We start from the raw sequence: 20,290 nt of genomic DNA on the forward strand, positions 1-20,290 counted from the left end.
GCGCTGTGTACAAGCTCGCGTTTTTTGTTCCCGACAGTCATGTCGAGGTGGTCAAGGAGGCTGTATTCGCTGCCGGTGGTGGGCGGATCGGTGACTATGACCACTGTGCCTGGCAGGTGCTTGGATCTGGTCAGTTTCGGCCTTTGGACGGGAGTCAGCCGTTCGTGGGTGAGACGGGGCGGGTTGAGCAGGTCGAGGAGTGGAAGGTTGAACTTGTTGTTGGTGATGAGTTGATTCGTGGGGTGGTGGCGGCTTTGAAGGCTAGCCATCCTTACGAGACGCCGGTTTATGAGGTTTGGCGGTTGGAGGATTTTTGATCCGGCAGCCGCAAGAAAAAACCGCTGACCTTGACGGGGCAGCGGTTTTTTTTGCTCAGTATCGGACTACAGATCTTTGACATAGTCGTCAAGAAACTCCGTCCAGCTGATTTTGCCATCGGCGTTGGGGTTCACTTCTTTCATCAGGGCCTTGAGGTCTTCTGGCGTCAGATAGGGCTCTAGGGCTTTTCGAAATTCGGTGGTACTCAATGTGCCGTCACCGTTGGTGTCGTAACGTTCGAAATCTTTCCTCGCGCGCTCCAGTTGTGCTGCAGTCAACTGCTCTTCAAGCGATTTGGTTTTGGCTGACTTTCCCATGGCTACCTCGTCCTGTTTCGTTTCAATGATGAATCGAGAAGGCGACGGCTACGTTCAAAGTACTGCCCTTCCGGGATAAAACTAAATGCAGGTGGATTGACCGTCAACTGTCAGACCTGACAGTTGACGGCACATGCATTTTAGGGAGCATGGGGGCGGCTGTCGTTCAGACCTTGGCACTCACCTCACTCCGATTAACCAACCCCTCCAGCGCCGCACTCAAGCTCTGCGCCCGATCCCCCACCAGCAAGTGCCACACGCCATCCTCCAGCGCGCTCACACCCAGACATCCAAGTTCTTTCAATCGGCTTTCCGACAGCGCTTTGCCATCGGCCAGTTGCAGGCGGATCCGGCTCATGGCGATGCAGTCGAGTTGCAGCACGTTGTCGCTGCCGCCCAGGGCGTTCAGCCATTGCTGGGCCTGCGGTGCGGCTATAGCAACGGGCTCGCTGGTTTCGACGACGGCGACAGGAGTAGACGCTGCGGCTCGACCCAATGCGGGCATCGCCAGGCGGATTTCGTCTGCAATGCTGTCGGCCATCGGTCCGACGACCACCTGCAAACTGCCGCCCTTGCCCGGACGTACCACGGCCATCGCGCCCAGTGCTTTCAAGTCCGCATCGGAGGCTTTGTTGCGATCGACCATTTCCAGTCGCAGCCGCGTGGTGCACGCGCCGACGGTGAGCAGATTTTCGGCACCTCCCAAGGCTTTGATGTACGCAGCGGCGCGCTCGTTTTCTGTCAGCACGGATTTCTCGGCAGTGGCGACGTCTTCACGTCCCGGGGTTTTCAGGTTGAAGCGGCGGATACAGAAGTCGAACACCGCGTAATAGATGACGGCATAAACCAGTCCTACCGGCACCACCAGCCAGCCGTTGGTCGAGCGTCCCCAGCCCAGCACCATGTCGATGAAGCCGCCGGAGAAGGTGAAGCCCAAGTGGATGTTCAGTGCGTTGGTGATTGCCATCGACAACCCGGTCAGCAGCGCGTGCAGCAAAAACAGCAGCGGTGCGAGGAACATGAAGGCGAATTCGATCGGTTCGGTGACGCCGGTGAGGAAGGCGGTCAGGGCCATCGACAGGAAGATCCCGCCCATGACTTTGCGGCGCTCCGGCAGGGCGTTGCGGTACATCGCCAGGCAGGCGGCGGGGAGGCCGAAGATCATGACCGGGAACATGCCGGTCATGAACTGCCCGCCCTTCGGATCGCCGGCGAAGTAGCGGGACAGGTCACCGGTCACCAGCGCGCCAGTGGTCGGGTCAGTGAAGTTGCCGAACACGAACCACGCCATGTTGTTGAGGATGTGGTGCAGGCCGGTGACGATCAGCAGGCGGTTGAACACGCCGAACACGAAGGCGCCGAAGCTGCCGCTTTCCATCAACAGCGTGCCGAAGCTGTTGATGCCGTGCTGGATCGGCGGCCAGATGTAGCCGAACAGCACGCCCAGGCCGACTGCGCTGAACCCGGTGACGATGGGCACGAAACGCCGGCCGCCGAAGAATGCCAGGTACTCCGGCAGCTTGATGTCCTTGAAGCGGTTGTACAGCGCGCCGGCCATCAGGCCGGTGACGATCCCGGCGAGCATGCCCATGTTGATGCTGGCGTCGAGCACTTTGAGGGTGGAGATCATCACCAGGTAACCGATCACCCCGGCGAGGCCGGCGGTCCCGTTGTTGTCCCGGGCGAAGCCGACCGCGATGCCGATGGCGAAGATCATTGCCAGGTTGGCGAAGATCACCTGGCCGGCGTCGTGGATGATTGCGATGTTCAGCAGGTCGGTGTCGCCCAGGCGCAGCAGCAGGCCGGCGATCGGCAGGATCGCGATCGGCAGCATCAGCGCGCGGCCGAGGCGTTGCAGGCCTTCGATGAAGAGTTGGTACATGGCGTTTGTCCTTGTTGTTTTTGTTAGCGCAGAGGCCAATGTTGATGACAGGCATGACGCACCGCAGCGGCGCTGCTCAGCTTGAGCAAGTCCCGGGCGAGGCGTTGGCATTCGGCTTCGTGCAACTGGCGCACGCGGTCCTTGATTTCACCAATTTGTACCGGGCTCACCGACAGCTCGGTCACGCCCAGACCGATCAAAACCGGCGTCGCCAGCGGATCGGAAGCCAGGGCGCCGCACACGCCGACCCAGCGTTTATGCACCGCCGCGCCTTCGCAGGTCATGGCAATCAGGCGCAGCAGCGCCGGGTGCAAGGCATCGACCCGCGCGGCGAGGCCGGCGTGATCGCGGTCCATGGCCAGGGTGTATTGCGACAGGTCGTTGGTGCCGATGGACAGGAAGTCGGCGTGCTCGGCCAGTTGTTCAGCCTGCAATGCAGCGGCCGGGACTTCGATCATCACGCCGATTTCCGGTCGTTGATTGATGCCCAGTTCCAGACACAGCGCATCGACCCGCTGGCGGATGTGCAGCAGTTCGTCGACCTCGGTGACCATCGGCAGCAGGATCCGGCAGCGCTGCAGCGGGCTGACTTGCAGCAGCGCACGCAGTTGCTGGTCGAGGATTTCCGGGCGGGCCTGGGCCAGGCGAATGCCGCGCAGGCCGAGTACCGGGTTGGCTTCGACCGGCAGCGGCAGATAGTCGAGTTGTTTGTCGCCGCCGACGTCGATGGTGCGGATGATCACCGACTTGTCGCCCATGGCATCGATCACAGCTTGATAGGCGGCGCGTTGTTCTTCGACGTCCGGCGCAGTGTGGCGATCGACGAACAGGAACTCGGTGCGCAACAGGCCGACGCCGTCGGCGCCGTTGGCAAATGCATCCGCCGCTTCATGGCTGGAGGCGACGTTGGCGACCACTTCGATGGCCACGCCGTTGCGGGTTTCGGCTGGCAGATGGGCCTGAGCTTGCTGGGCGTCGCGCCGTTGTTGGCGGTCGATCTGCGCCTGGCGGACTTCGGCCAGACGTTCGGCATTCGGCGCCAGTTCGAGGCGACCGCCGTCGGCATCGAGAACCACTGATTGACCTTGAGTTTGATCCAGCAAAACCGAGCCCAGTGCGACCATGCACGGCAGGCCTTTGCCCCGGGCCAGAATCGCCACGTGGGAAGTCGCGCCACCTTCGGCCATGCACAAACCGGCGACGCCTTGCGCGCTCAGTTGCAGCAAATCCGAAGGCGTCAGTTCGTGAGCGGCGACGATGGCGCCGGCCGGCACGTCGTAATGCCAGGCTTCGCCGAGCAGGGCGCGCAGCACCCGTTGCTTGAGGTCGCGCAGATCGTTGGCGCGCTCGGCCAGCAGCGGGCTGCCGGTGTTTTGCAGCACTTGGCATTGCGCATCGATGGACTGGCTCCAGGCGTGAGTCGCCGCCGTGCCGGTTTCAATCGATTGCCGGGCGGCGTCGAGCAGGGCCGGGTCTTCCAGCAAGGCCAGGTGCGCGGCGAAGATGGCTTCTTCGTCGGCATTGCGCTGTTTTTTCGCCTGGGCGAGGGTGCCGTCGATTTCGCTGCGGACCTGATTCAGCGCCGTGTCGAGAATCTGTAGTTGTTGCTCGGGCTGATGATTGCCGCTGTCGGCTGGCAGGCTGATCGCGTTCAGGCGAAACAGCGGCCCGCCGACCAGACCCGGTGCGGCGCACACGCCGTGCAACACGCCGGCCTCGGCCGGGCGATTGCGTGGAGTGGCGGCAAGCGGTGCAGCGGCGTGATGATCCTCCGGCAGGGCTGTTGCCAGCGCGGTGAGCAAGGCTTGCAACGCAGCCTGTGCGTCCGGGCCCTGGCAACTGACCTGCACTTCGTCCTGTTCGCCAATCGCCAGGCCCATCAAACCGATGAGGCTGTTGCACGGTGCCGATTTGCCGGCGAAATGCAGCTGCGACTGGCTCTTGAACCCTTGCGCGGTCTGGCGGATCAACGCCGCCGGGCGCGCATGCAGACCGCCGCGATGGGCGACCTTTACGTGACCGTGAACTTGCGGGCCGCCGAGTTCTTCTGTATTCGCCGCTGCGCTGTGACGAGCGATGATGTGCAGCAGCGGTTCGCCGACCTTCACCGTTTTCAGGGTGATGGGGCGCGCCTGGAAATCCTGGCTGTTGGTCAGGATCAGCAGGCTGACCAGGCTTTTGCACTGGCGGCCGACCTTGTCCAGGTCATAGCGCAGCAGCGGCTGGCCATTGCTGACCCGCGCGCCTTCCTTGACCAGCATCGAGAACCCTTCGCCCTGCAACTCCACCGTGTCCAGACCGAGATGCAGCAACAGCTCGGCGCCGTTGTCGGCGCGCACGGTCAGTGCATGGCCGGTGCGGGCGACGTGGATCACCACCCCGGCGCAGGGCGAATACAGGGTGTCGTTCAGCGGATCAATGGCAATGCCGTCGCCCATCGCGCCGCTGGCGAACACCGCGTCCGGGACTTTGGCGAGCGTGAGCACCGGGCCGCTGAGCGGGGCGCTTAAAGTCAGCTCTTTATTGTTGTTGTGCATGGCTCGGTCTCATCAGGAAAACGTTCGGTTCGGACTCAGTGCGTACGGGTGACTTTGCTCAGGTGTCGCGGCTGATCCGGGTCCATGCCACGGGCCACGGCCAGACCGGCCGCCATCACGTAGAAACTCTGGATCGCCAGAATCGGGTCGAGGGCCGGGTGTTCGGCACGGCTCAAGGTCAGGTCGCGTTCGCTGACGTCATCCGGCGCGGCCAGCAGCACGCGGGCGCCGCGCTGACGCATCTCGGCTGCCAGGCTCAGCAGGCCGGCCTGTTCGGCGCCGCGCGGGGCGAACACCAGCAATGGGTAATGTTCGTCGATCAGGGCCATTGGGCCGTGACGGACTTCGGCGCTGCTGAAGGCTTCGGCCTGGATCGCCGAGGTTTCCTTGAATTTCAGCGCGGCTTCCTGGGCGATGGCAAAACCGGCGCCACGGCCGATCACCATCAACCGCTCGCAATCGCGCAGGGCGTCGATGGCCGGGCTCCAGTCCTGTTGCGCAGCTTCGCGCAGGCCTTCGGGCAGGGCGTTGTGCGCCTCCAGCAATTCGGCGTCTTCTTTCCAGTGCGCGATCAGACGGGCGCTGGCGCTGAGGGTGGCGATGAAACTCTTGGTCGCGGCGACGCTGCTTTCGGTGCCGGCCAGCAATGGCAGGCTGAATTCGCACGCAGCCTCCAGCGGCGAATCGGCGGCGTTGACCATCGACACACTGAGCGCGCCACGCTTGCGCAACAGGCGCAGGCTGTTGACCAGATCCGGGCTCTGGCCCGACTGGGAAAACGCGAACGCAACCTGACCGCTGACCTTCAACGGCGCCTGTTGCATGGTCACCACCGACATCGGCAACGACGCCACCGGTACGCCGAGTTGCTGCATGGTCAGGTAGGCGAAGTAGCTCGCGGCATGGTCGGAGCTGCCACGGGCAACGGTCATCGCCACTTGCGGTGGCTGACGGCGCAGGCGTCCGGCGATCTCGATCATTGGCGGGTCGAGCTGTTGCAGTTGGGCTTGCACGGCCTCGAACGAGGACAGCGCCTCTTCAAGCATTTTTGAAGTCAATGTCTTCTCCTTCGACCATGACGGCGGTCAGTGTGAGTGAGCGATCCAGCCGCACGCAGTCGGCCCAGGCGCCGGGTTGCAGGCGCCCGCGTTCGGTGATGCCGAGATAGTCGGCGGGGAATTGCGAAAGACGTTGCGAGGCCTCGGCGATCGGCAGACCGATCTTCACCAGATTGCGCAGGGCCTGATCCATGGTCAGGGTGCTGCCGGCCAGGGTGCCGTCGGGCAGGCGCACGCCGCCCAGGCATTTGGTGACTGTGTGGCTGCCGAGCTTGTATTCACCGTCGGGCATGCCGGCGGCGGCGGTTGAATCGGTGACGCAATACAGGCACGGGATCGAGCGCAGAGCCACGCGGATCGCGCCGGGGTGTACGTGCAGCAAGTCCGGAATCAATTCCGCGAATTTGGCGTGGGCGAGGGCCGCGCCGACGATGCCCGGTTCGCGGTGATGCAGCGGGCTCATGGCGTTGTACAAATGGGTGAAACTGGTGGCGCCGGCTTCGAGGGCGGCGACGCCTTCCTCGTAACTGCCGAGGGTGTGGCCGATCTGCATGCGGATGCCACGGCCGCTCATTTCACGAATCAAGCCATCGTGGCCGGCGATTTCCGGGGCGATGGTGATCACCCGGATCGGCGCCAGTGCCAGATAGTCTTCGACTTCGGCCATCAGCGCGGTGTGGGCGAAGTTCGGCTGGGCGCCGAGTTTGCCGGGATTGATGTATGGGCCTTCGAGGTGAACGCCGAGGACTCGAGCGGCGCCTTTCGGACGCTGCTCGCAGAATTCGCCGACCTCCTTGAGCACGCTGGCAATCTCGGCACTCGGCGCGGTCATCGTGGTGGCGAGCAGCGAGGTGGTGCCGAAGCGCACGTGGGTCTTGGTGATGGTCTCGAACGCGCTGGCGCCTTCCATGATGTCCTTGCCGCCACCGCCGTGGACGTGCAGGTCGATGAAACCCGGCAGCAGATACGGCAAGTCATTGGTCGCCGGATCGCAAGGCTCGCCTTCGATCGACACGACTCTGCCGTGTTCGTGGATCAGCCGGCCGCGAATCCAGCCGTCAGCGGTGAGGATGTTGTCTTCGGACATTTCGCTTCTCTCGTTTGGCCTGGCTGCTGATCAGCGGCGAAGCTCTGCAACAAAGTCGTAGTAGTCGTTGCGGCAATAGGTGTCGGTGACTTCGATCGGCGTGTTGTCTTCCAGGTAGCCGACCCGGGTCATCAGCAGCATCGCGGTGCCGGGGGCGATGCCGACGAGTGCGGCGAACTCGTCCGAGGCGTTGATCGCCTGGATGTGCTGCAAGGCGCGCACGATCGGCTTGCCGATGCTGTCGAGGTGTTCGTAGAGGGAGTCGTCCACCACCTGTGGCTTGGGCATGATCGAGGCGGGCAGGGTGCTCATCTCGATGGCCATCACCGTGTCGTCGGCTTTGCGCAGGCGTTTCATGCGCGCGACCTTGTCGTTCGGCGACAGGCCGAGGCGGATCAGTTCTTCGTGGGTCGGCAGGGTGATTTCCCGCTCCAGCCATTGCGAGCCGGGCACGAAGCCCTTGAGACGGAGCATTTCGCTGAAACCCGACAGACGCGACAGCGGTTGTTCGAGGCGTGGAGTGATGAAGGTGCCGGAGCCTTGCAGGCGGCGGATCAAACCTTGATCGAGCAGCACTTCCAGCGCTTTGCGCGCGGTGACCCGGGAAATCCCCAGCATCTCGCTGAGATTGCGCTCCGAGGGCATCGCCTGTTCGGCTTTCCACTGGCCGGCATGGATCGCCGCTTCCAGGTTGCGCGCCAGTTGCAGGTACAGCGGCGTCGGCTGGGAGTCGTCAGGGCGCAGGGCGTGGAGATCGTTCATGCAGGCACTTCCGGAGCTGATATTGGAATGTTGTCGCTCGCTGTTTCGGCGAAAACTAATACCACTTACATACCATGTCAACGCGGCGGAAATGCCTGTAGGCCCATGGCTCAGAAGGTTTCAAGGTGGGTGGTTTCAAGTGGTATTAGAGGTGCGCTGTAAAACGCAAAAAATCGCGGTCTGCGGCAGTTCTGGCGAGTGACAGTGGTATCACCGTTCAGACGTTGCCGCAGGCGGCGATCTTTTTGATTTATTTTTTGCGAGCGACCAATGGTCGGGAGAAAGGGCCGTTTTAAGGCCCCTCGGGAGCGTGCTCCCTGGATGACAGAATCAGGGGCGAATTTCGATCATCGTGCCATCCGGCACCAGGTTCCAGACTTCGCGCATGTCGACGTTGCGCATGGCGATGCAGCCGTCGGTCCAGTCCAGGGTGTGGAACAGTTGTTCGGGGTTGTCCTCGGAGTCCGGCGTGCCGTGGATCATGATCATGCCGCCAGGCTCGACGCCTTCGCGGCGGGCGCGGGCGGAGTCGCTGATGTTCGGGTAGGAGATGTGCATCGACAGGTTGAATTTTTCGCTGGTCTTGCGCCAGTCGATCCAATAGAAACCTTCCGGTGTGCGCTTGTCGCCCTCAATCAGCTTCGGGCCTTTTTTCGCGCCCTTGCCCAAGGAAATGCGATAGCTCTTGAGTGGCTTGCCGTCGGCGATCAACTGCAGTTGATGGGCCGATTTGAGCACCAGTACTTTTTCGATGAGCGGGGTGTTCGAAGGCGTCACGGTGGTCACGAATGACGCTTGGGAGACGGTGACGAACGACAGGCAGAACAGGGCAAGCAACCAGCGCATTGAAACGATTCCCCAGAAATGAAGCAGATACTTTATTTATAGATAGTGTGCAGGCGCTGTCGCGGTCTGCGTCAGCCGGTTATCGGCCGGCCGCCGTCGAAATCAAGTGATGGCCGGTTGAGCGAGTGGCGGGATCGATTCGGAGCGAACCGGATAAACCTCGACACGCCGGTCAGCGAAGAAGCATTCCAGGGTACGGCCCACCGTGCGGAAAGCCAGTTCGTCCCAAGGAATGTCTTCCTCGTCGAACAGTTGCACTTCCAGGCTTTCGGGGCCGGCGGCGAAGTCCAGATCCGCCAGCTCGGCGCGGAAAAACACATGCACCTGACTGATGTGCGGCACGTCGATCAAGGTATAGATGCTCAGGTTGCGCACCCGGGCGCAGGCTTCCTCGGCGGTTTCGCGGATGGCGGCCTGTTCGATGGTCTCGCCGTTCTCCATGAACCCGGCGGGCAGTGTCCAGTAACCGAGACGTGGCTCGATGGCGCGGCGGCACAGCAGGACTTTGCTGCCCCAGGTCGGTACGCAACCGGCCACGATATTGGGGTTCTGATAGTGAATCGTCTGACAGCTGTCGCAGACGAATCGCAGCCGCGAGTCGCCTTCGGGAATGCGCTGGGTCACCGGGTTGCCGCAGTGGCTGCAAAATTTCATGCTGGGGTTCCTGAATGCTGCGCCTATCTTGGCGTGCAGCGGTGTCAGTCGGCAAGTTGTCGTTTCGCGACATGACGGCCGTTCGGGGCTTGGGCGGTCGCAATGATTGGTGCATGATGCAGGGTAAGGCACCGATCGAGAACACTTATGCTGGACGAGCTACTGCACCGGGTAAGCAATCACACGCCGCGCACGCTGGAGACCGACACGCGTTTCCCCGAGGCCGCTGTCCTGGTGCCGATTACTCGCAGTGACGAACCCGAACTTGTCCTCACCCTGCGCGCCAGCGGGCTCTCGACCCACGGCGGCGAAGTCGCCTTCCCCGGTGGGCGACGCGATCCCGAGGACCCGGATCTGGTGTTCACCGCCCTGCGTGAAGCCGAAGAGGAAATCGGCCTGCCCCCGGGACTGGTCGAAGTGATCGGTCCGCTCAGCCCGCTGATTTCCCTGCATGGCATCAAGGTCACGCCGTATGTCGGGGTGATTCCGGATTTTGTCGAATACCAGGCCAATGATGCCGAGATTGCTGCGGTGTTCAGTGTGCCGCTGGAGTTCTTCCGCAAGGATCCGCGCGAACACACTCATCGCATCGACTACCAGGGTCGCAGTTGGTACGTGCCGAGCTACCGTTACGGCGAATACAAGATCTGGGGGCTGACGGCGATCATGATCGTCGAGTTGATCAACCTGCTCTATGACGCCAAAATCAGCCTGCATCAGCCGCCTAAAAGCTTCATCAATACCTGAAGCCATCGCTCGAATGGCCAGCCATCGTGAGCCCTGAGGAAAACAAGATGAAATACCGCCTGGGCGACGCCCGCGTCGAAACCCATCCGCAGAGCTGGGTCGCCCCCAACGCCGTGCTCGTGGGCAAGGTCAGACTGGAAGAGGGCGCCAACGTCTGGTTCAACGCCGTGCTGCGCGGCGACAATGAACTGATCCTGATCGGCAAGAACAGTAACGTCCAGGATGGCACTGTGATGCACACCGACATGGGCTATCCGCTGACCATCGGCACCGGCGTGACCATCGGCCACAACGCCATGCTCCACGGCTGCACGGTCGGCGACTACAGCCTGATCGGCATCAACGCGGTCATCCTCAACGGCGCGAAGATCGGCAAGAACTGCATCATCGGCGCCAATTCGCTGATCGGCGAAGGCAAGGAAATTCCTGACGGTTCACTGGTGATGGGCTCGCCGGGCAAGGTCGTGCGCGAACTGACCGAGCAACAGAAGAAGATGCTCGAAGCCAGTGCTGCGCACTATGTGCATAACTCTCAGCGCTATGCGCGCGATCTGGTCGAGCAGGAAGAATGACAACCCCGGAAAGACCTGTCGCCTCGCCGTGCGTGAGCATTTGCGCGCTGGACGAAGACGACATTTGCACCGGTTGCCAGCGCACGGTCGAGGAGATCACTCGCTGGAGCCGGATGACCAATGATGAACGTCGGGTTGTTCTCGGGCTCTGTCATGAGCGGGCGAAGGCCAGTGGCCTGGTCTGGATGATCGGCAAAACGCCGGGGCGATAACCGATTTGATTGGCGCCATCGAAGGGCTGAAGTAACCTGTGCGCCAAATTGACAGGTCACGCCCATGATTTTCCTCATCGCTTACATCAGCAGCGTCGTGCTGATCAACTTCGCCTTCTCCACCGCGCCGCACCTGGACATCATCTGGTCGGCCTGGGGCGGGCTGGTGTTCGTGTTGCGCGACATGGTGCAGATCCGTTTCGGCCACGGCGCGATCGTGGCGATGCTGGCGGCGCTGGTGCTGTCCTATGTCACGTCCGATCCGTCGATTGCGCTGGCCAGTGCCACGGCATTCGCAGTCTCCGAGTGCATCGACTGGCTGGTGTTTACCATCACCAGGCGCCCGTTGCGCGACCGGTTGTGGATCAGCTCGGCGCTGAGCATTCCCCTCGATACCTTCATCTTCTTTGGCATGATCGACCTGCTGACGCCGCCGGTGCTTATCACTGCTCTGGCCTCGAAGTTCGCCGGTGTTACCGCCGTCTGGCTGATCATGGCCTGGCGCGAACGCAAACAGGCTGTCGCCGGCTGAAGCCAAACCCTCAGGTTCATGTAAAATGCCGCGCTTTCTCCCCATGGAAAGCGCGTCCGGCGTTGCTTTCCTCGATGATCCGCTTCTTTGAGGACCTGAGATGACCCGTATCGGAACTCCATTGTCGCCGACCGCGACCCGCGTATTGCTGTGTGGCTGTGGTGAGTTGGGCAAGGAAGTGGTGATCGAGCTGCAACGCCTGGGCGTTGAAGTGATCGCCGTTGACCGTTACGCCAACGCGCCGGCCATGCAGGTTGCCCATCGCAGCCACGTGATCAACATGCTCGATGGTGCCGCCCTTCGTGCAGTGATCGAAGCCGAGAAGCCGCACTTCATCGTGCCGGAAATCGAAGCCATCGCCACTGCCACGCTGGTCGAACTGGAAGCCGAAGGCTTCACCGTGATCCCGACCGCTCGCGCCGCGCAACTGACCATGAACCGCGAAGGCATCCGTCGTCTGGCTGCCGAAGAGCTGGACCTGCCGACTTCGCCGTACCACTTCGCCGATACCTTCGAGGACTACAGCAAAGCCGTTGAAGACCTGGGTTTCCCGTGCGTCGTCAAACCGGTGATGAGTTCGTCGGGCAAGGGCCAGAGCCTGCTGCGCAGCGTCGATGACGTGCAGAAAGCCTGGGATTACGCCCAAGAGGGCGGTCGCGCCGGCAAAGGTCGCGTGATCATCGAAGGTTTCATCGATTTCGACTACGAAATCACTCTGTTGACCGTGCGTCACGTCGGCGGCACGACGTTCTGTGCGCCGGTCGGCCACCGTCAGGAGAAGGGCGACTATCAGGAATCCTGGCAGCCACAGGCCATGAGCCCGGTGGCGCTGGCTGAATCCGAGCGTGTAGCCAAAGCCGTGACCGAAGCATTGGGCGGTCGTGGTCTGTTCGGCGTCGAGCTGTTCATTAAAGGCGATCAGGTGTGGTTCAGTGAAGTGTCGCCACGTCCACACGACACCGGTCTGGTAACCCTGATTTCCCAGGACCTGTCGCAGTTCGCCCTGCACGCCCGAGCCATCCTCGGCCTGCCTGTGCCACTGATCCGTCAGTTCGGCCCATCGGCTTCGGCGGTGATTCTTGTGGAAGGTCAGTCGACCCAGACTGCATTCGCCAATCTTGGCGCTGCGCTGAGTGAACCGGATACCGCTCTGCGTCTGTTCGGCAAGCCTGAAGTCAACGGTCAGCGCCGCATGGGTGTGGCACTGGCCCGTGACGAGTCGATCGAGGCCGCTCGCGCCAAGGCGACCCGTGCTTCTCAGGCTGTCGTTGTAGAGCTGTAATCTCGCTATCTGATCGCTCCCGCATCGGGCGGGAGCGATCAGGGCATTTACGACACCTGATTCAAATCGTTATTGCGCGTTTCCTTCAGGCACAGCACAGCGATCAAGCTGAGCACCGCTGCCGCTGACACATACCCGCCGACGTAACTCAAACCACCCATCGCCACCAGTTTCTGCGCAAAGAATGGCGCCGCCGAGGCTCCGACAATGCCGCCGAGGTTGTAGGCCGCCGATGCACCGGTATAGCGGACGTGTGTCGGAAACAGCTCCGGCAGCAGCGCGCCCATTGGGGCGAATGTCACCCCCATCAGAAACAGCTCGATGCACAGGAACAGGGCCACGCCCCAGGTCGAACCCTGAGTCAGCAGCGGCTCCATCAGAAACCCGGAAAGAATCGCCAGCACACCGCCGACGATCAGCACCGGCTTGCGCCCGTAACGATCGCTTGCCCACGCCGACAAAGGCGTCGCGGCTGCCATGAACAGTACTGCGAAGCACAGCAGCCCGAGGAACGTCTCACGGCTGTAGCCCAATGTGGATACGCCGTAGCTCAGGGAAAACACCGTTGAGATGTAGAACAGTGCGTAGCACACCACCATGGCAGCGGCGCCAAGCAATGTCGGTGCCCAGTATTGGCTGAACAGCTCGACCAGCGGCACTTTCACACGCTCCTGACGGGCGATGGCGTTGGCGAACACCGGGGTCTCGTGCAGCTTGAGGCGCACGTACAGCCCGACCATCACCAGCACGGCGCTGAGCAGGAACGGAATGCGCCAGCCCCAACTGCGGAACTGATCGTCGCTCAGGCTCATGGCAAGGGTCAGGAACAGACCGTTGGCGGCCAGAAAACCAATCGAGGGCCCGAGTTGCGGGAACATGCCGAACCACGCCCGTTTGCCTTTCGGCGCGTTTTCGGTCGCCAGCAGCGCTGCACCGCCCCATTCGCCACCCAATCCCAGGCCCTGGCCGAAGCGCAGCACGCAAAGCAGGATCGGCGCCCACGCCCCGATGCTGTCGTAGCCCGGCAGCACGCCGATCAGCGTGGTGCAGACGCCCATCAGCAGCAGCGAAGCGACCAAAGTCGATTTGCGCCCGATCCGGTCGCCGAAATGGCCGAACAGCGCCGAGCCCAGCGGTCGGGCCAGGAAGGCGATGCCGAAGGTAAGAAATGCCGAAAGCATCTGCGCCGTGCCGGAAGTCTGCGGGAAGAACACCGGCCCGATCACCAGCGCAGCAGCGGTGGCGTAGACATAGAAATCGTAGAACTCGATGGCCGTGCCGATGAAGCTTGCCGTGGCCACGCGGGTGGCGGAGTTGGTCGGTTGGGCAGGCGTGGTGTCGCTGTAAGCGGTACTGGTCGTCATGCGGTGATCCCTGACAGTCATGAGCTCCGTTGGAGCGAATTATTATGGTCGAACACCCAGGGATGTGGGATGAGGCGCGATCGCTGCTTCAGGTAGGAACAGTCGTCGGTGTGATGCGGATATTGCCGATGAACCGGCCGGAACTTGTCGGGTGCGGGGTAAGCACACGGTTCGGCGGGGCTTGGGTAAGCACCGCGATTATAGGAAGGTGGCTAACGATTGAACAAGGGCCTGTCTAGCGGGCCGTGCCCAGCGTCGGGGTCGAAGTGGTGTGCCAGATCAGGACCTTGCTGACGCGGTTCTCTTCGGTTTCGAGAATCTCCAGCCGGTAGCGGCCGATCTTCAGGCAGACCGCGCTTTCCGGGATGGTTTCCAGCGCTTCGGTCACCAGGCCATTGAGGGTCCGGGGGCCGTCGCTGGGCAGGTGCCAGCCCAGGCATTTGTTCAGTTCGCGGATCGACGCCGCGCCATCGATCACCATGCGGCCATCGGCCTGCGGGTGGATGTGCGGATTGTCGAGGCTGTGCTCGCTTTCGAATTCGCCGACGATTTCTTCGAGAATGTCTTCCAGGGTGACGATGCCGAGCACTTCGCCGTATTCGTCCACCACCATGCCCAGACGCCGTTGCTGCTTGTGGAAGTTCAGCAGTTGCAGTTGCAGCGGGGTGCTTTCAGGGACGAAATACGGCTCGTAACTGGCCGCCAGCAAGGCTTCGCGGGTCAGGCTGCCGTTGTCGAGCAGGTGACGAATCTGCCTGGTATTGAGCACCGCTTCGACCTGATTGATATCGCTGTGGAAGACCGGCAGGCGAGTGCGTTGGTTCTTGCGTAATTGCTCGATGATTTCCTCGATCGGGTCGTCGAGGTTGATGCCGTCGACATCGCTGCGCGGCACCAGAATGTCGTTGACCGTGATGTTGTCCAGCGCATGGATGCCTGAAACCGGGTGCGGGCGCACCGGATGATCCGGGTCGTCATGACGCTCCGCCGGCACATCGTCTTCGCTCTGTTGCACCACCTGGGCCTTGCGGATGAACGGTTGCATCAGCAAACCACTGGTGCGGCTGAGTAGCCAGGCAAGCGGGTAAACGACCTTCAGCGGGACCGCCAGCAGCGTATTGCCGAACGACAACACCGCATCCGGATAACGCTGGGCGAGGGCGCGGGGGAAATAGTCGGCAAAAACCAGCAGCAGGGCGCCGGCGCCGAGGCAGGCGGCCCAGGGGCCATTTTCTTCACAGAGAAAGATTGCCAGCAGGGTGGCCAGAATGACGGCGAGGGCGCGGCACAGGGTATTGCAGAGGATCAGGCTGTCGAGCGGGAAGTTGAGCTTCGCCAGCGGCTTGTCGCTGGCGCGGGATGCGGTGCGTTGCGCGAGCAGGTACTGTTGCGCCGCTTCGACGGCGGTAAACAGCCCTGACCAGAGAATCAGCAGGACAAATACCGCGAGCATCGGCCCTATGGGCAAACCGTCCATTTATGCCGCCCGTCAGATATGCAGGATGTATTCACGAACCAGTTTGCTGCCGAAATACGCGAGCATCAGCAGGCAGAAACCGGCGAGAGTCCAGCGGATTGCCTTGTGGCCGCGCCAGCCGAGGCGGTTACGGCCCCACAGCAGGACGCTGAACACGATCCAGGCCAGGCAGGCCAGCAGGGTTTTATGCACCAGGTGCTGGGCAAACAGGTTCTCGACGAACAGCCAGCCGGAAATCAGCGACAGCGACAGCAAAGTCCAGCCGGCCCAAAGGAAGCCGAACAGCAGGCTTTCCATGGTTTGCAGTGGCGGGAAGTTCTTGATCAGCCCGGACGGGTGCTTGTGCTTGAGCTGATGATCCTGCACCAGCAGCAACAGGGCCTGGAACACCGCGATGGTGAACATGCCGTAGGCGAGGATCGACAACAGGATGTGTGCGAGGATGCCCGGTTCTTCATCGATGATCTGCACCGTGCCGGCCGGCGCGAATTGCGCCAGCAGTACGGTGATCGCACCCAGCGGGAACAGCAGCACCAGCAGGTTTTCCACCGGGATCCGCGAGCAGGCCAGCAGGGTCAGAGCGATGACGGCCGCAGCAATCAGGCTCGAGGCGCTGAAAAAATCCAGGCCCAGACCGATCGGCGTCAATAAATGAGTGAGCAGGCTGGCGCTGTGGGCCAGCACGGCGAGGACGCCGAGCGAGACCAGCAGGCGCTTGTTGGCCTTGGCGCCAGTGGCCAGGCGGGTGCCCTGATAGAGAGTCGCAGCGGCGTAAAGAAGGGCGGCGGCGAGGGTGGTCAGCAAACTCGGTGACAAGGGGAGCATAAATCCTGTTAGGCAAGCCCGAAAGGCGCTGAGTTTGGCATAGAACCGCCGTTGCACGAAAGACCGGCAAGCTGACAGCGAGGTGTCCGCCAGTCGCAGTCTTCGCTATAATCCGCGACCTGCCCACGCCGCAGGCTCGCCGAGCACATGTTGATTCCGGTCTGGGCCGCCATTATCCCGGTCTACACAGGGCCTGAAAGGATCGCGCAATGTTTGAAAACTTAACCGACCGTCTCTCGCAGACGCTGCGCCATGTCACCGGCAAGGCGAAACTGACCGAGGACAACATCAAAGACACCCTGCGCGAAGTGCGCATGGCGTTGCTCGAAGCCGACGTGGCCCTGCCTGTGGTCAAGGACTTCGTCAATTCGGTCAAGGAGCGTGCTGTCGGCACCGAGGTGTCGCGCAGCCTGACGCCGGGCCAGGCGTTCGTGAAGATCGTCCAGGCCGAACTCGAAAGCCTGATGGGCGCGGCCAACGAAGACTTGAACCTGAGCGCCGTGCCGCCTGCCGTCATTCTGATGGCCGGTCTGCAGGGTGCGGGTAAAACCACCACCGCCGGCAAACTGGCGCGCTTCCTTAAAGAGCGCAAGAAGAAGTCGGTCATGGTCGTGTCGGCGGACATCTACCGCCCTGCTGCTATTAAACAGCTGGAAACCCTGGCCAACGACATCGGTGTGACGTTCTTCCCGTCCGACCTGAGCCAGAAGCCGGTCGACATCGCCAGCGCGGCTATTAAAGAAGCAAAACTTAAATTCATCGACGTGGTCATCGTCGACACCGCCGGTCGTCTGCACATCGACGAAGAGATGATGGGCGAGATCAAGGCGCTGCACGCCGCGATCAACCCGGTCGAAACCCTGTTCGTGGTGGATGCCATGACCGGTCAGGACGCGGCCAACACGGCCAAGGCCTTCGGTGATGCGCTGCCGCTGACCGGTGTGATCCTGACCAAGGTCGACGGTGATGCCCGTGGCGGTGCCGCGCTGTCCGTTCGTGCGATTACCGGCAAGCCGATCAAGTTCATCGGTATGGGCGAGAAGAGCGAAGCGCTCGATCCGTTCCATCCTGAGCGTATCGCTTCGCGGATCCTCGGCATGGGCGACGTGCTCAGCCTGATCGAACAGGCTGAAGCGACTCTCGACAAGGACAAGGCCGACAAACTTGCCAAGAAGCTGAAGAAGGGCAAGGGCTTCGACCTCGAAGACTTCCGCGATCAGCTGCAACAGATGAAGAACATGGGCGGCCTCGGCGGGCTCATGGACAAACTGCCGAGCATCGGCGGCGTCAATCTCTCGCAAATGGGCAACGCTCAGAACGCTGCAGAGAAGCAATTCAAACAGATGGAAGCCATCATCAACTCCATGACCCCGGCCGAGCGCCGCGACCCTGAGCTGATCAGCGGTTCGCGCAAGCGCCGGATCGCCATGGGTTCCGGCACCCAGGTGCAGGACATCGGTCGCTTGATCAAGCAGCACAAGCAGATGCAGAAGATGATGAAGAAATTCTCCGCCAAGGGCGGAATGGCGAAAATGATGCGCGGCATGGGCGGAATGTTGCCCGGCGGCGGCATGCCAAAGATGTAAAAGAACTCGCCGGTCGTCGCACCGGCGCAGTCCCGCAAGGAAGCGGGATCCACAGCAAACCCGCACTCGGCGGGAGCTGACCGGCCGTGTTAAACGACGGCCCCATATGCAAATCTGCACGGCATGCCACAGGCGCCGGAAAAAGTCATTTGCAAAAGTCCGGATATTCCTTAGAATATGCGGCCTTTCGGGCACCCATGCCCGCTGTGCATTTAGATTTGCAGCACCGACTACAGGAACGATGTTCACATGCTAACAATCCGTCTTGCCCTTGGCGGCTCCAAAAAGCGCCCGTTTTACCACCTGACCGTAACCGACTCCCGCAACCCGCGTGACGGTTCCCACAAAGAACAGGTTGGTTTCTTCAACCCTGTTGCCCGTGGTCAGGAAATCCGTCTGTCCGTGAACCAAGAGCGCGTTGCCTACTGGCTGAGCGTTGGTGCACAGCCTTCTGAGCGTGTTGCTCAGTTGCTGAAGGAATCTGCCAAGGCTGCAGCCTGAGCAGTATGAGCGCGACGCCAGAAAAAGCTGATGACCTGATCGTTGTCGGCAAGATTTTTTCGGTTCACGGCGTTCGCGGCGAGGTGAAGGTCTTTTCCTTTACCGATCCGATTGAAAACCTGTTGGGCTATCGCAACTGGACGCTTCGGCGCGAAGGCGTGGTGAAACAGGTCGAGCTGGTCAGCGGCCGATCCACTCAAAAGGATCTGGTTGTAAAGCTCAAAGGCCTCGACGATCGCGATGAAGCCCGTCTTCTGAGCGGTTACGAGATTTGCATCCCGCGAAGCCTTTTGCCCGACCTGACTGCCGACGAGTACTACTGGTACCAGTTGGAGGGTCTGAGCGTCATCAACCAGGACGAACAATTGTTCGGCAAGGTTGATCACCTGTTGGAGACCGGCGCGAACGATGTATTGGTGGTCAAACCCTGCGTTGGCAGCCTGGATGATCGCGAGCGGTTGTTGCCCTATACGGAGCAATGCGTGCTGGCAATCGACCTGGAAGCAGGCGTGATGAGGGTGGAATGGGACGCGGACTTCTAAGCAATGGCCAGCCTGCGCGTAGACGTCATTACGCTGTTCCCCGAGATGTTCTCGGCCATCAGTGAGTACGGCATTACCAGTCGTGCGGTCAAACAGGGGCTCTTGCAGCTGACCTGTTGGAATCCGCGGGATTACACGACGGATCGACATCACACTGTGGACGATCGCCCGTTTGGCGGTGGTCCGGGCATGGTGATGAAGATCAAGCCCCTGGAAGATGCTCTGGTTCAGGCCAAGGCAGCAGCCGGGGAGGCGGCGAAGGTGATTTACCTGTCCCCCCAAGGCCGTCAACTGACTCAGTCGGCGGTACGCGAACTGGCGAAATCGGATGCATTGATCCTGATTGCCGGTCGCTATGAAGGCATTGACGAGCGCTTTATTGAGGCTCATGTCGATGAAGAGTGGTCGATTGGTGACTATGTGTTGTCTGGCGGCGAGCTGCCGGCCATGGTCATGATCGATGCGGTTACACGACTGCTGCCCGGAGCTTTAGGGCATGCGGATTCCGCTGAGGAAGATTCCTTTACGGATGGTCTGCTGGATTGCCCGCACTACACCCGACCTGAGGTGTATGCGGATCAGCGTGTTCCCGACGTGTTGCTGAGTGGCAATCACGCGCATATCCGGCGTTGGCGTTTACAGCAGTCCCTTGGTCGGACCTATGAACGACGCGCCGATCTTCTGGAAAGCCGCTCGCTTTCTGGAGAAGAGAAGAAGCTGCTCGAGGAATACATCCGCGAGCGGGACGATAGTTAACAACGTATCGATGGTAGATCAGACGATTTACCTTAGGAGCACAGCATGACCAACAAAATCATCCTTGCACTCGAAGCAGAGCAGATGACCAAAGAAATCCCTACCTTTGCCCCAGGCGACACCATCGTCGTTCAGGTGAAAGTGAAGGAAGGCGATCGTTCCCGTCTGCAAGCGTTCGAAGGCGTTGTAATCGCCAAGCGTAACCGCGGCGTGAACAGTGCGTTCACCGTTCGTAAAATCTCCAACGGTGTTGGCGTAGAACGTACTTTCCAGACCTACTCCCCGCAGATCGACAGCATGGCTGTCAAACGTCGCGGTGACGTACGTAAAGCCAAGCTGTACTACCTGCGCGACCTGTCGGGTAAAGCAGCTCGCATCAAGGAAAAACTGGCTTAAGTCCAGCTTCCGATGCAGAAAAAAGCAGCCTACGGGC

At 61.3% G+C, this 20,290-nt stretch carries 22 protein-coding genes; 11 read left to right on the forward strand and 11 right to left on the reverse strand.

Going from position 1 to position 20,290, the window contains the following annotated elements; genetic code table 11:
• Nucleotides 1–5 precede the first annotated feature (5 nt).
• Nucleotides 6–317: a YqfO family protein gene (locus tag AWU82_RS14670; protein ID WP_064384133.1), complete on the forward strand. Its 312-nt coding sequence runs from the start codon at nt 6–8 to the stop codon at nt 315–317.
• Between the two features lie 66 nt (nt 318–383).
• Here the strand turns inward: AWU82_RS14670 and AWU82_RS14675 are convergent, their stop codons facing one another.
• The 8 genes from AWU82_RS14675 to AWU82_RS14710 form a co-directional block, all read right to left on the reverse strand.
• Nucleotides 384–635 carry an EF-hand domain-containing protein gene (locus tag AWU82_RS14675; RefSeq protein WP_064382425.1) on the reverse strand — a complete coding sequence of 84 codons (252 nt, stop codon included), beginning with the start codon at nt 633–635 and terminating at the stop codon, nt 384–386.
• A gap of 166 nt (nt 636–801) precedes the next feature.
• The gene (gene nagE / locus AWU82_RS14680) at nt 802–2,517 is read right to left on the reverse strand and encodes an N-acetylglucosamine-specific PTS transporter subunit IIBC (RefSeq protein WP_064382424.1); all 1,716 of its coding nucleotides are present in this window, start codon (nt 2,515–2,517) and stop codon (nt 802–804) included.
• A gap of 23 nt (nt 2,518–2,540) precedes the next feature.
• Entirely contained in the window at nt 2,541–5,054 is a 2,514-nt protein-coding gene (gene ptsP / locus AWU82_RS14685; protein ID WP_064382423.1) for a phosphoenolpyruvate--protein phosphotransferase, read from the reverse strand.
• A gap of 35 nt (nt 5,055–5,089) precedes the next feature.
• A complete protein-coding gene (locus tag AWU82_RS14690) occupies nt 5,090–6,112 on the reverse strand; it encodes an SIS domain-containing protein (RefSeq protein ID WP_086776357.1) in 1,023 nt (340 codons plus the stop codon).
• A complete protein-coding gene (nagA, locus tag AWU82_RS14695) occupies nt 6,093–7,199 on the reverse strand; it encodes an N-acetylglucosamine-6-phosphate deacetylase (protein WP_064382422.1) in 1,107 nt (368 codons plus the stop codon). The genes AWU82_RS14690 and nagA overlap by 20 nt, the downstream gene beginning before the upstream one ends.
• Nucleotides 7,200–7,229: 30 nt before the next feature.
• On the reverse strand, nt 7,230–7,961 hold the full coding sequence (locus tag AWU82_RS14700; RefSeq protein WP_064382421.1) for a GntR family transcriptional regulator: 732 nt from the start codon (nt 7,959–7,961) through the stop codon (nt 7,230–7,232).
• 330 nt (nt 7,962–8,291) lie between these two features.
• Entirely contained in the window at nt 8,292–8,807 is a 516-nt protein-coding gene (locus AWU82_RS14705; RefSeq protein ID WP_011332603.1) for a L,D-transpeptidase family protein, read from the reverse strand.
• Nucleotides 8,808–8,909: 102 nt separating this feature from the next.
• Complete coding sequence (locus tag AWU82_RS14710; protein WP_011332604.1) at nt 8,910–9,461, reverse strand: NUDIX hydrolase; 552 nt, start codon at nt 9,459–9,461, stop codon at nt 8,910–8,912.
• Nucleotides 9,462–9,608: 147 nt separating this feature from the next.
• On the opposite strand from AWU82_RS14710, the gene AWU82_RS14715 reads away from it, so the two are divergent.
• From AWU82_RS14715 to purT, 5 genes are all read left to right on the forward strand, one after another.
• The gene (locus AWU82_RS14715) at nt 9,609–10,208 is read left to right on the forward strand and encodes a CoA pyrophosphatase (RefSeq protein WP_064382420.1); all 600 of its coding nucleotides are present in this window, start codon (nt 9,609–9,611) and stop codon (nt 10,206–10,208) included.
• Nucleotides 10,209–10,255: 47 nt separating this feature from the next.
• Nucleotides 10,256–10,780 carry a gamma carbonic anhydrase family protein gene (locus AWU82_RS14720; RefSeq protein ID WP_011332606.1) on the forward strand — a complete coding sequence of 175 codons (525 nt, stop codon included), beginning with the start codon at nt 10,256–10,258 and terminating at the stop codon, nt 10,778–10,780.
• Nucleotides 10,777–10,992 carry a DUF1289 domain-containing protein gene (locus tag AWU82_RS14725; protein WP_064382419.1) on the forward strand — a complete coding sequence of 72 codons (216 nt, stop codon included), beginning with the start codon at nt 10,777–10,779 and terminating at the stop codon, nt 10,990–10,992. Before AWU82_RS14720 ends, AWU82_RS14725 begins: the two co-directional genes overlap by 4 nt.
• 64 nt (nt 10,993–11,056) lie before the next feature.
• Complete coding sequence (locus AWU82_RS14730) at nt 11,057–11,524, forward strand: preQ0 transporter (RefSeq protein ID WP_011332607.1); 468 nt, start codon at nt 11,057–11,059, stop codon at nt 11,522–11,524.
• 100 nt (nt 11,525–11,624) lie between these two features.
• Complete coding sequence (purT, locus tag AWU82_RS14735; RefSeq protein WP_064382418.1) at nt 11,625–12,806, forward strand: formate-dependent phosphoribosylglycinamide formyltransferase; 1,182 nt, start codon at nt 11,625–11,627, stop codon at nt 12,804–12,806.
• Nucleotides 12,807–12,853: 47 nt separating this feature from the next.
• Here the strand turns inward: purT and AWU82_RS14740 are convergent, their stop codons facing one another.
• From AWU82_RS14740 to AWU82_RS14750, 3 genes are all read right to left on the reverse strand, one after another.
• A complete protein-coding gene (locus AWU82_RS14740) occupies nt 12,854–14,170 on the reverse strand; it encodes an MFS transporter (RefSeq protein WP_064382417.1) in 1,317 nt (438 codons plus the stop codon).
• Nucleotides 14,171–14,405: 235 nt separating this feature from the next.
• Nucleotides 14,406–15,647 (reverse strand): transporter associated domain-containing protein, encoded by a 1,242-nt coding sequence (locus AWU82_RS14745; protein ID WP_064382416.1) that lies wholly within the window; start codon nt 15,645–15,647, stop codon nt 14,406–14,408.
• A gap of 12 nt (nt 15,648–15,659) precedes the next feature.
• Entirely contained in the window at nt 15,660–16,472 is an 813-nt protein-coding gene (locus AWU82_RS14750; RefSeq protein ID WP_039769548.1) for a cytochrome C assembly family protein, read from the reverse strand.
• A gap of 209 nt (nt 16,473–16,681) precedes the next feature.
• Between AWU82_RS14750 and ffh the strand changes: the two genes are divergently transcribed.
• The 5 genes from ffh (at nt 16,682) to rplS (ending at nt 20,253) form a co-directional block, all read left to right on the forward strand.
• Complete coding sequence (gene ffh, locus AWU82_RS14755; protein ID WP_064382415.1) at nt 16,682–18,058, forward strand: signal recognition particle protein; 1,377 nt, start codon at nt 16,682–16,684, stop codon at nt 18,056–18,058.
• A gap of 249 nt (nt 18,059–18,307) precedes the next feature.
• Nucleotides 18,308–18,559 carry a 30S ribosomal protein S16 gene (rpsP, locus tag AWU82_RS14760; RefSeq protein ID WP_003185073.1) on the forward strand — a complete coding sequence of 84 codons (252 nt, stop codon included), beginning with the start codon at nt 18,308–18,310 and terminating at the stop codon, nt 18,557–18,559.
• A gap of 5 nt (nt 18,560–18,564) precedes the next feature.
• Nucleotides 18,565–19,101 (forward strand): ribosome maturation factor RimM, encoded by a 537-nt coding sequence (gene rimM, locus AWU82_RS14765; RefSeq protein WP_011332613.1) that lies wholly within the window; start codon nt 18,565–18,567, stop codon nt 19,099–19,101.
• Between the two features lie 3 nt (nt 19,102–19,104).
• Nucleotides 19,105–19,857: a tRNA (guanosine(37)-N1)-methyltransferase TrmD gene (gene trmD, locus AWU82_RS14770; RefSeq protein ID WP_003221981.1), complete on the forward strand. Its 753-nt coding sequence runs from the start codon at nt 19,105–19,107 to the stop codon at nt 19,855–19,857.
• 45 nt (nt 19,858–19,902) lie between these two features.
• Nucleotides 19,903–20,253 (forward strand): 50S ribosomal protein L19, encoded by a 351-nt coding sequence (rplS, locus tag AWU82_RS14775; protein WP_003175895.1) that lies wholly within the window; start codon nt 19,903–19,905, stop codon nt 20,251–20,253.
• Nucleotides 20,254–20,290 lie beyond the last annotated feature (37 nt).

It is taken from the genome of Pseudomonas glycinae (assembly GCF_001594225.2).
Lineage (GTDB): Bacteria > Pseudomonadota > Gammaproteobacteria > Pseudomonadales > Pseudomonadaceae > Aquipseudomonas > Aquipseudomonas glycinae.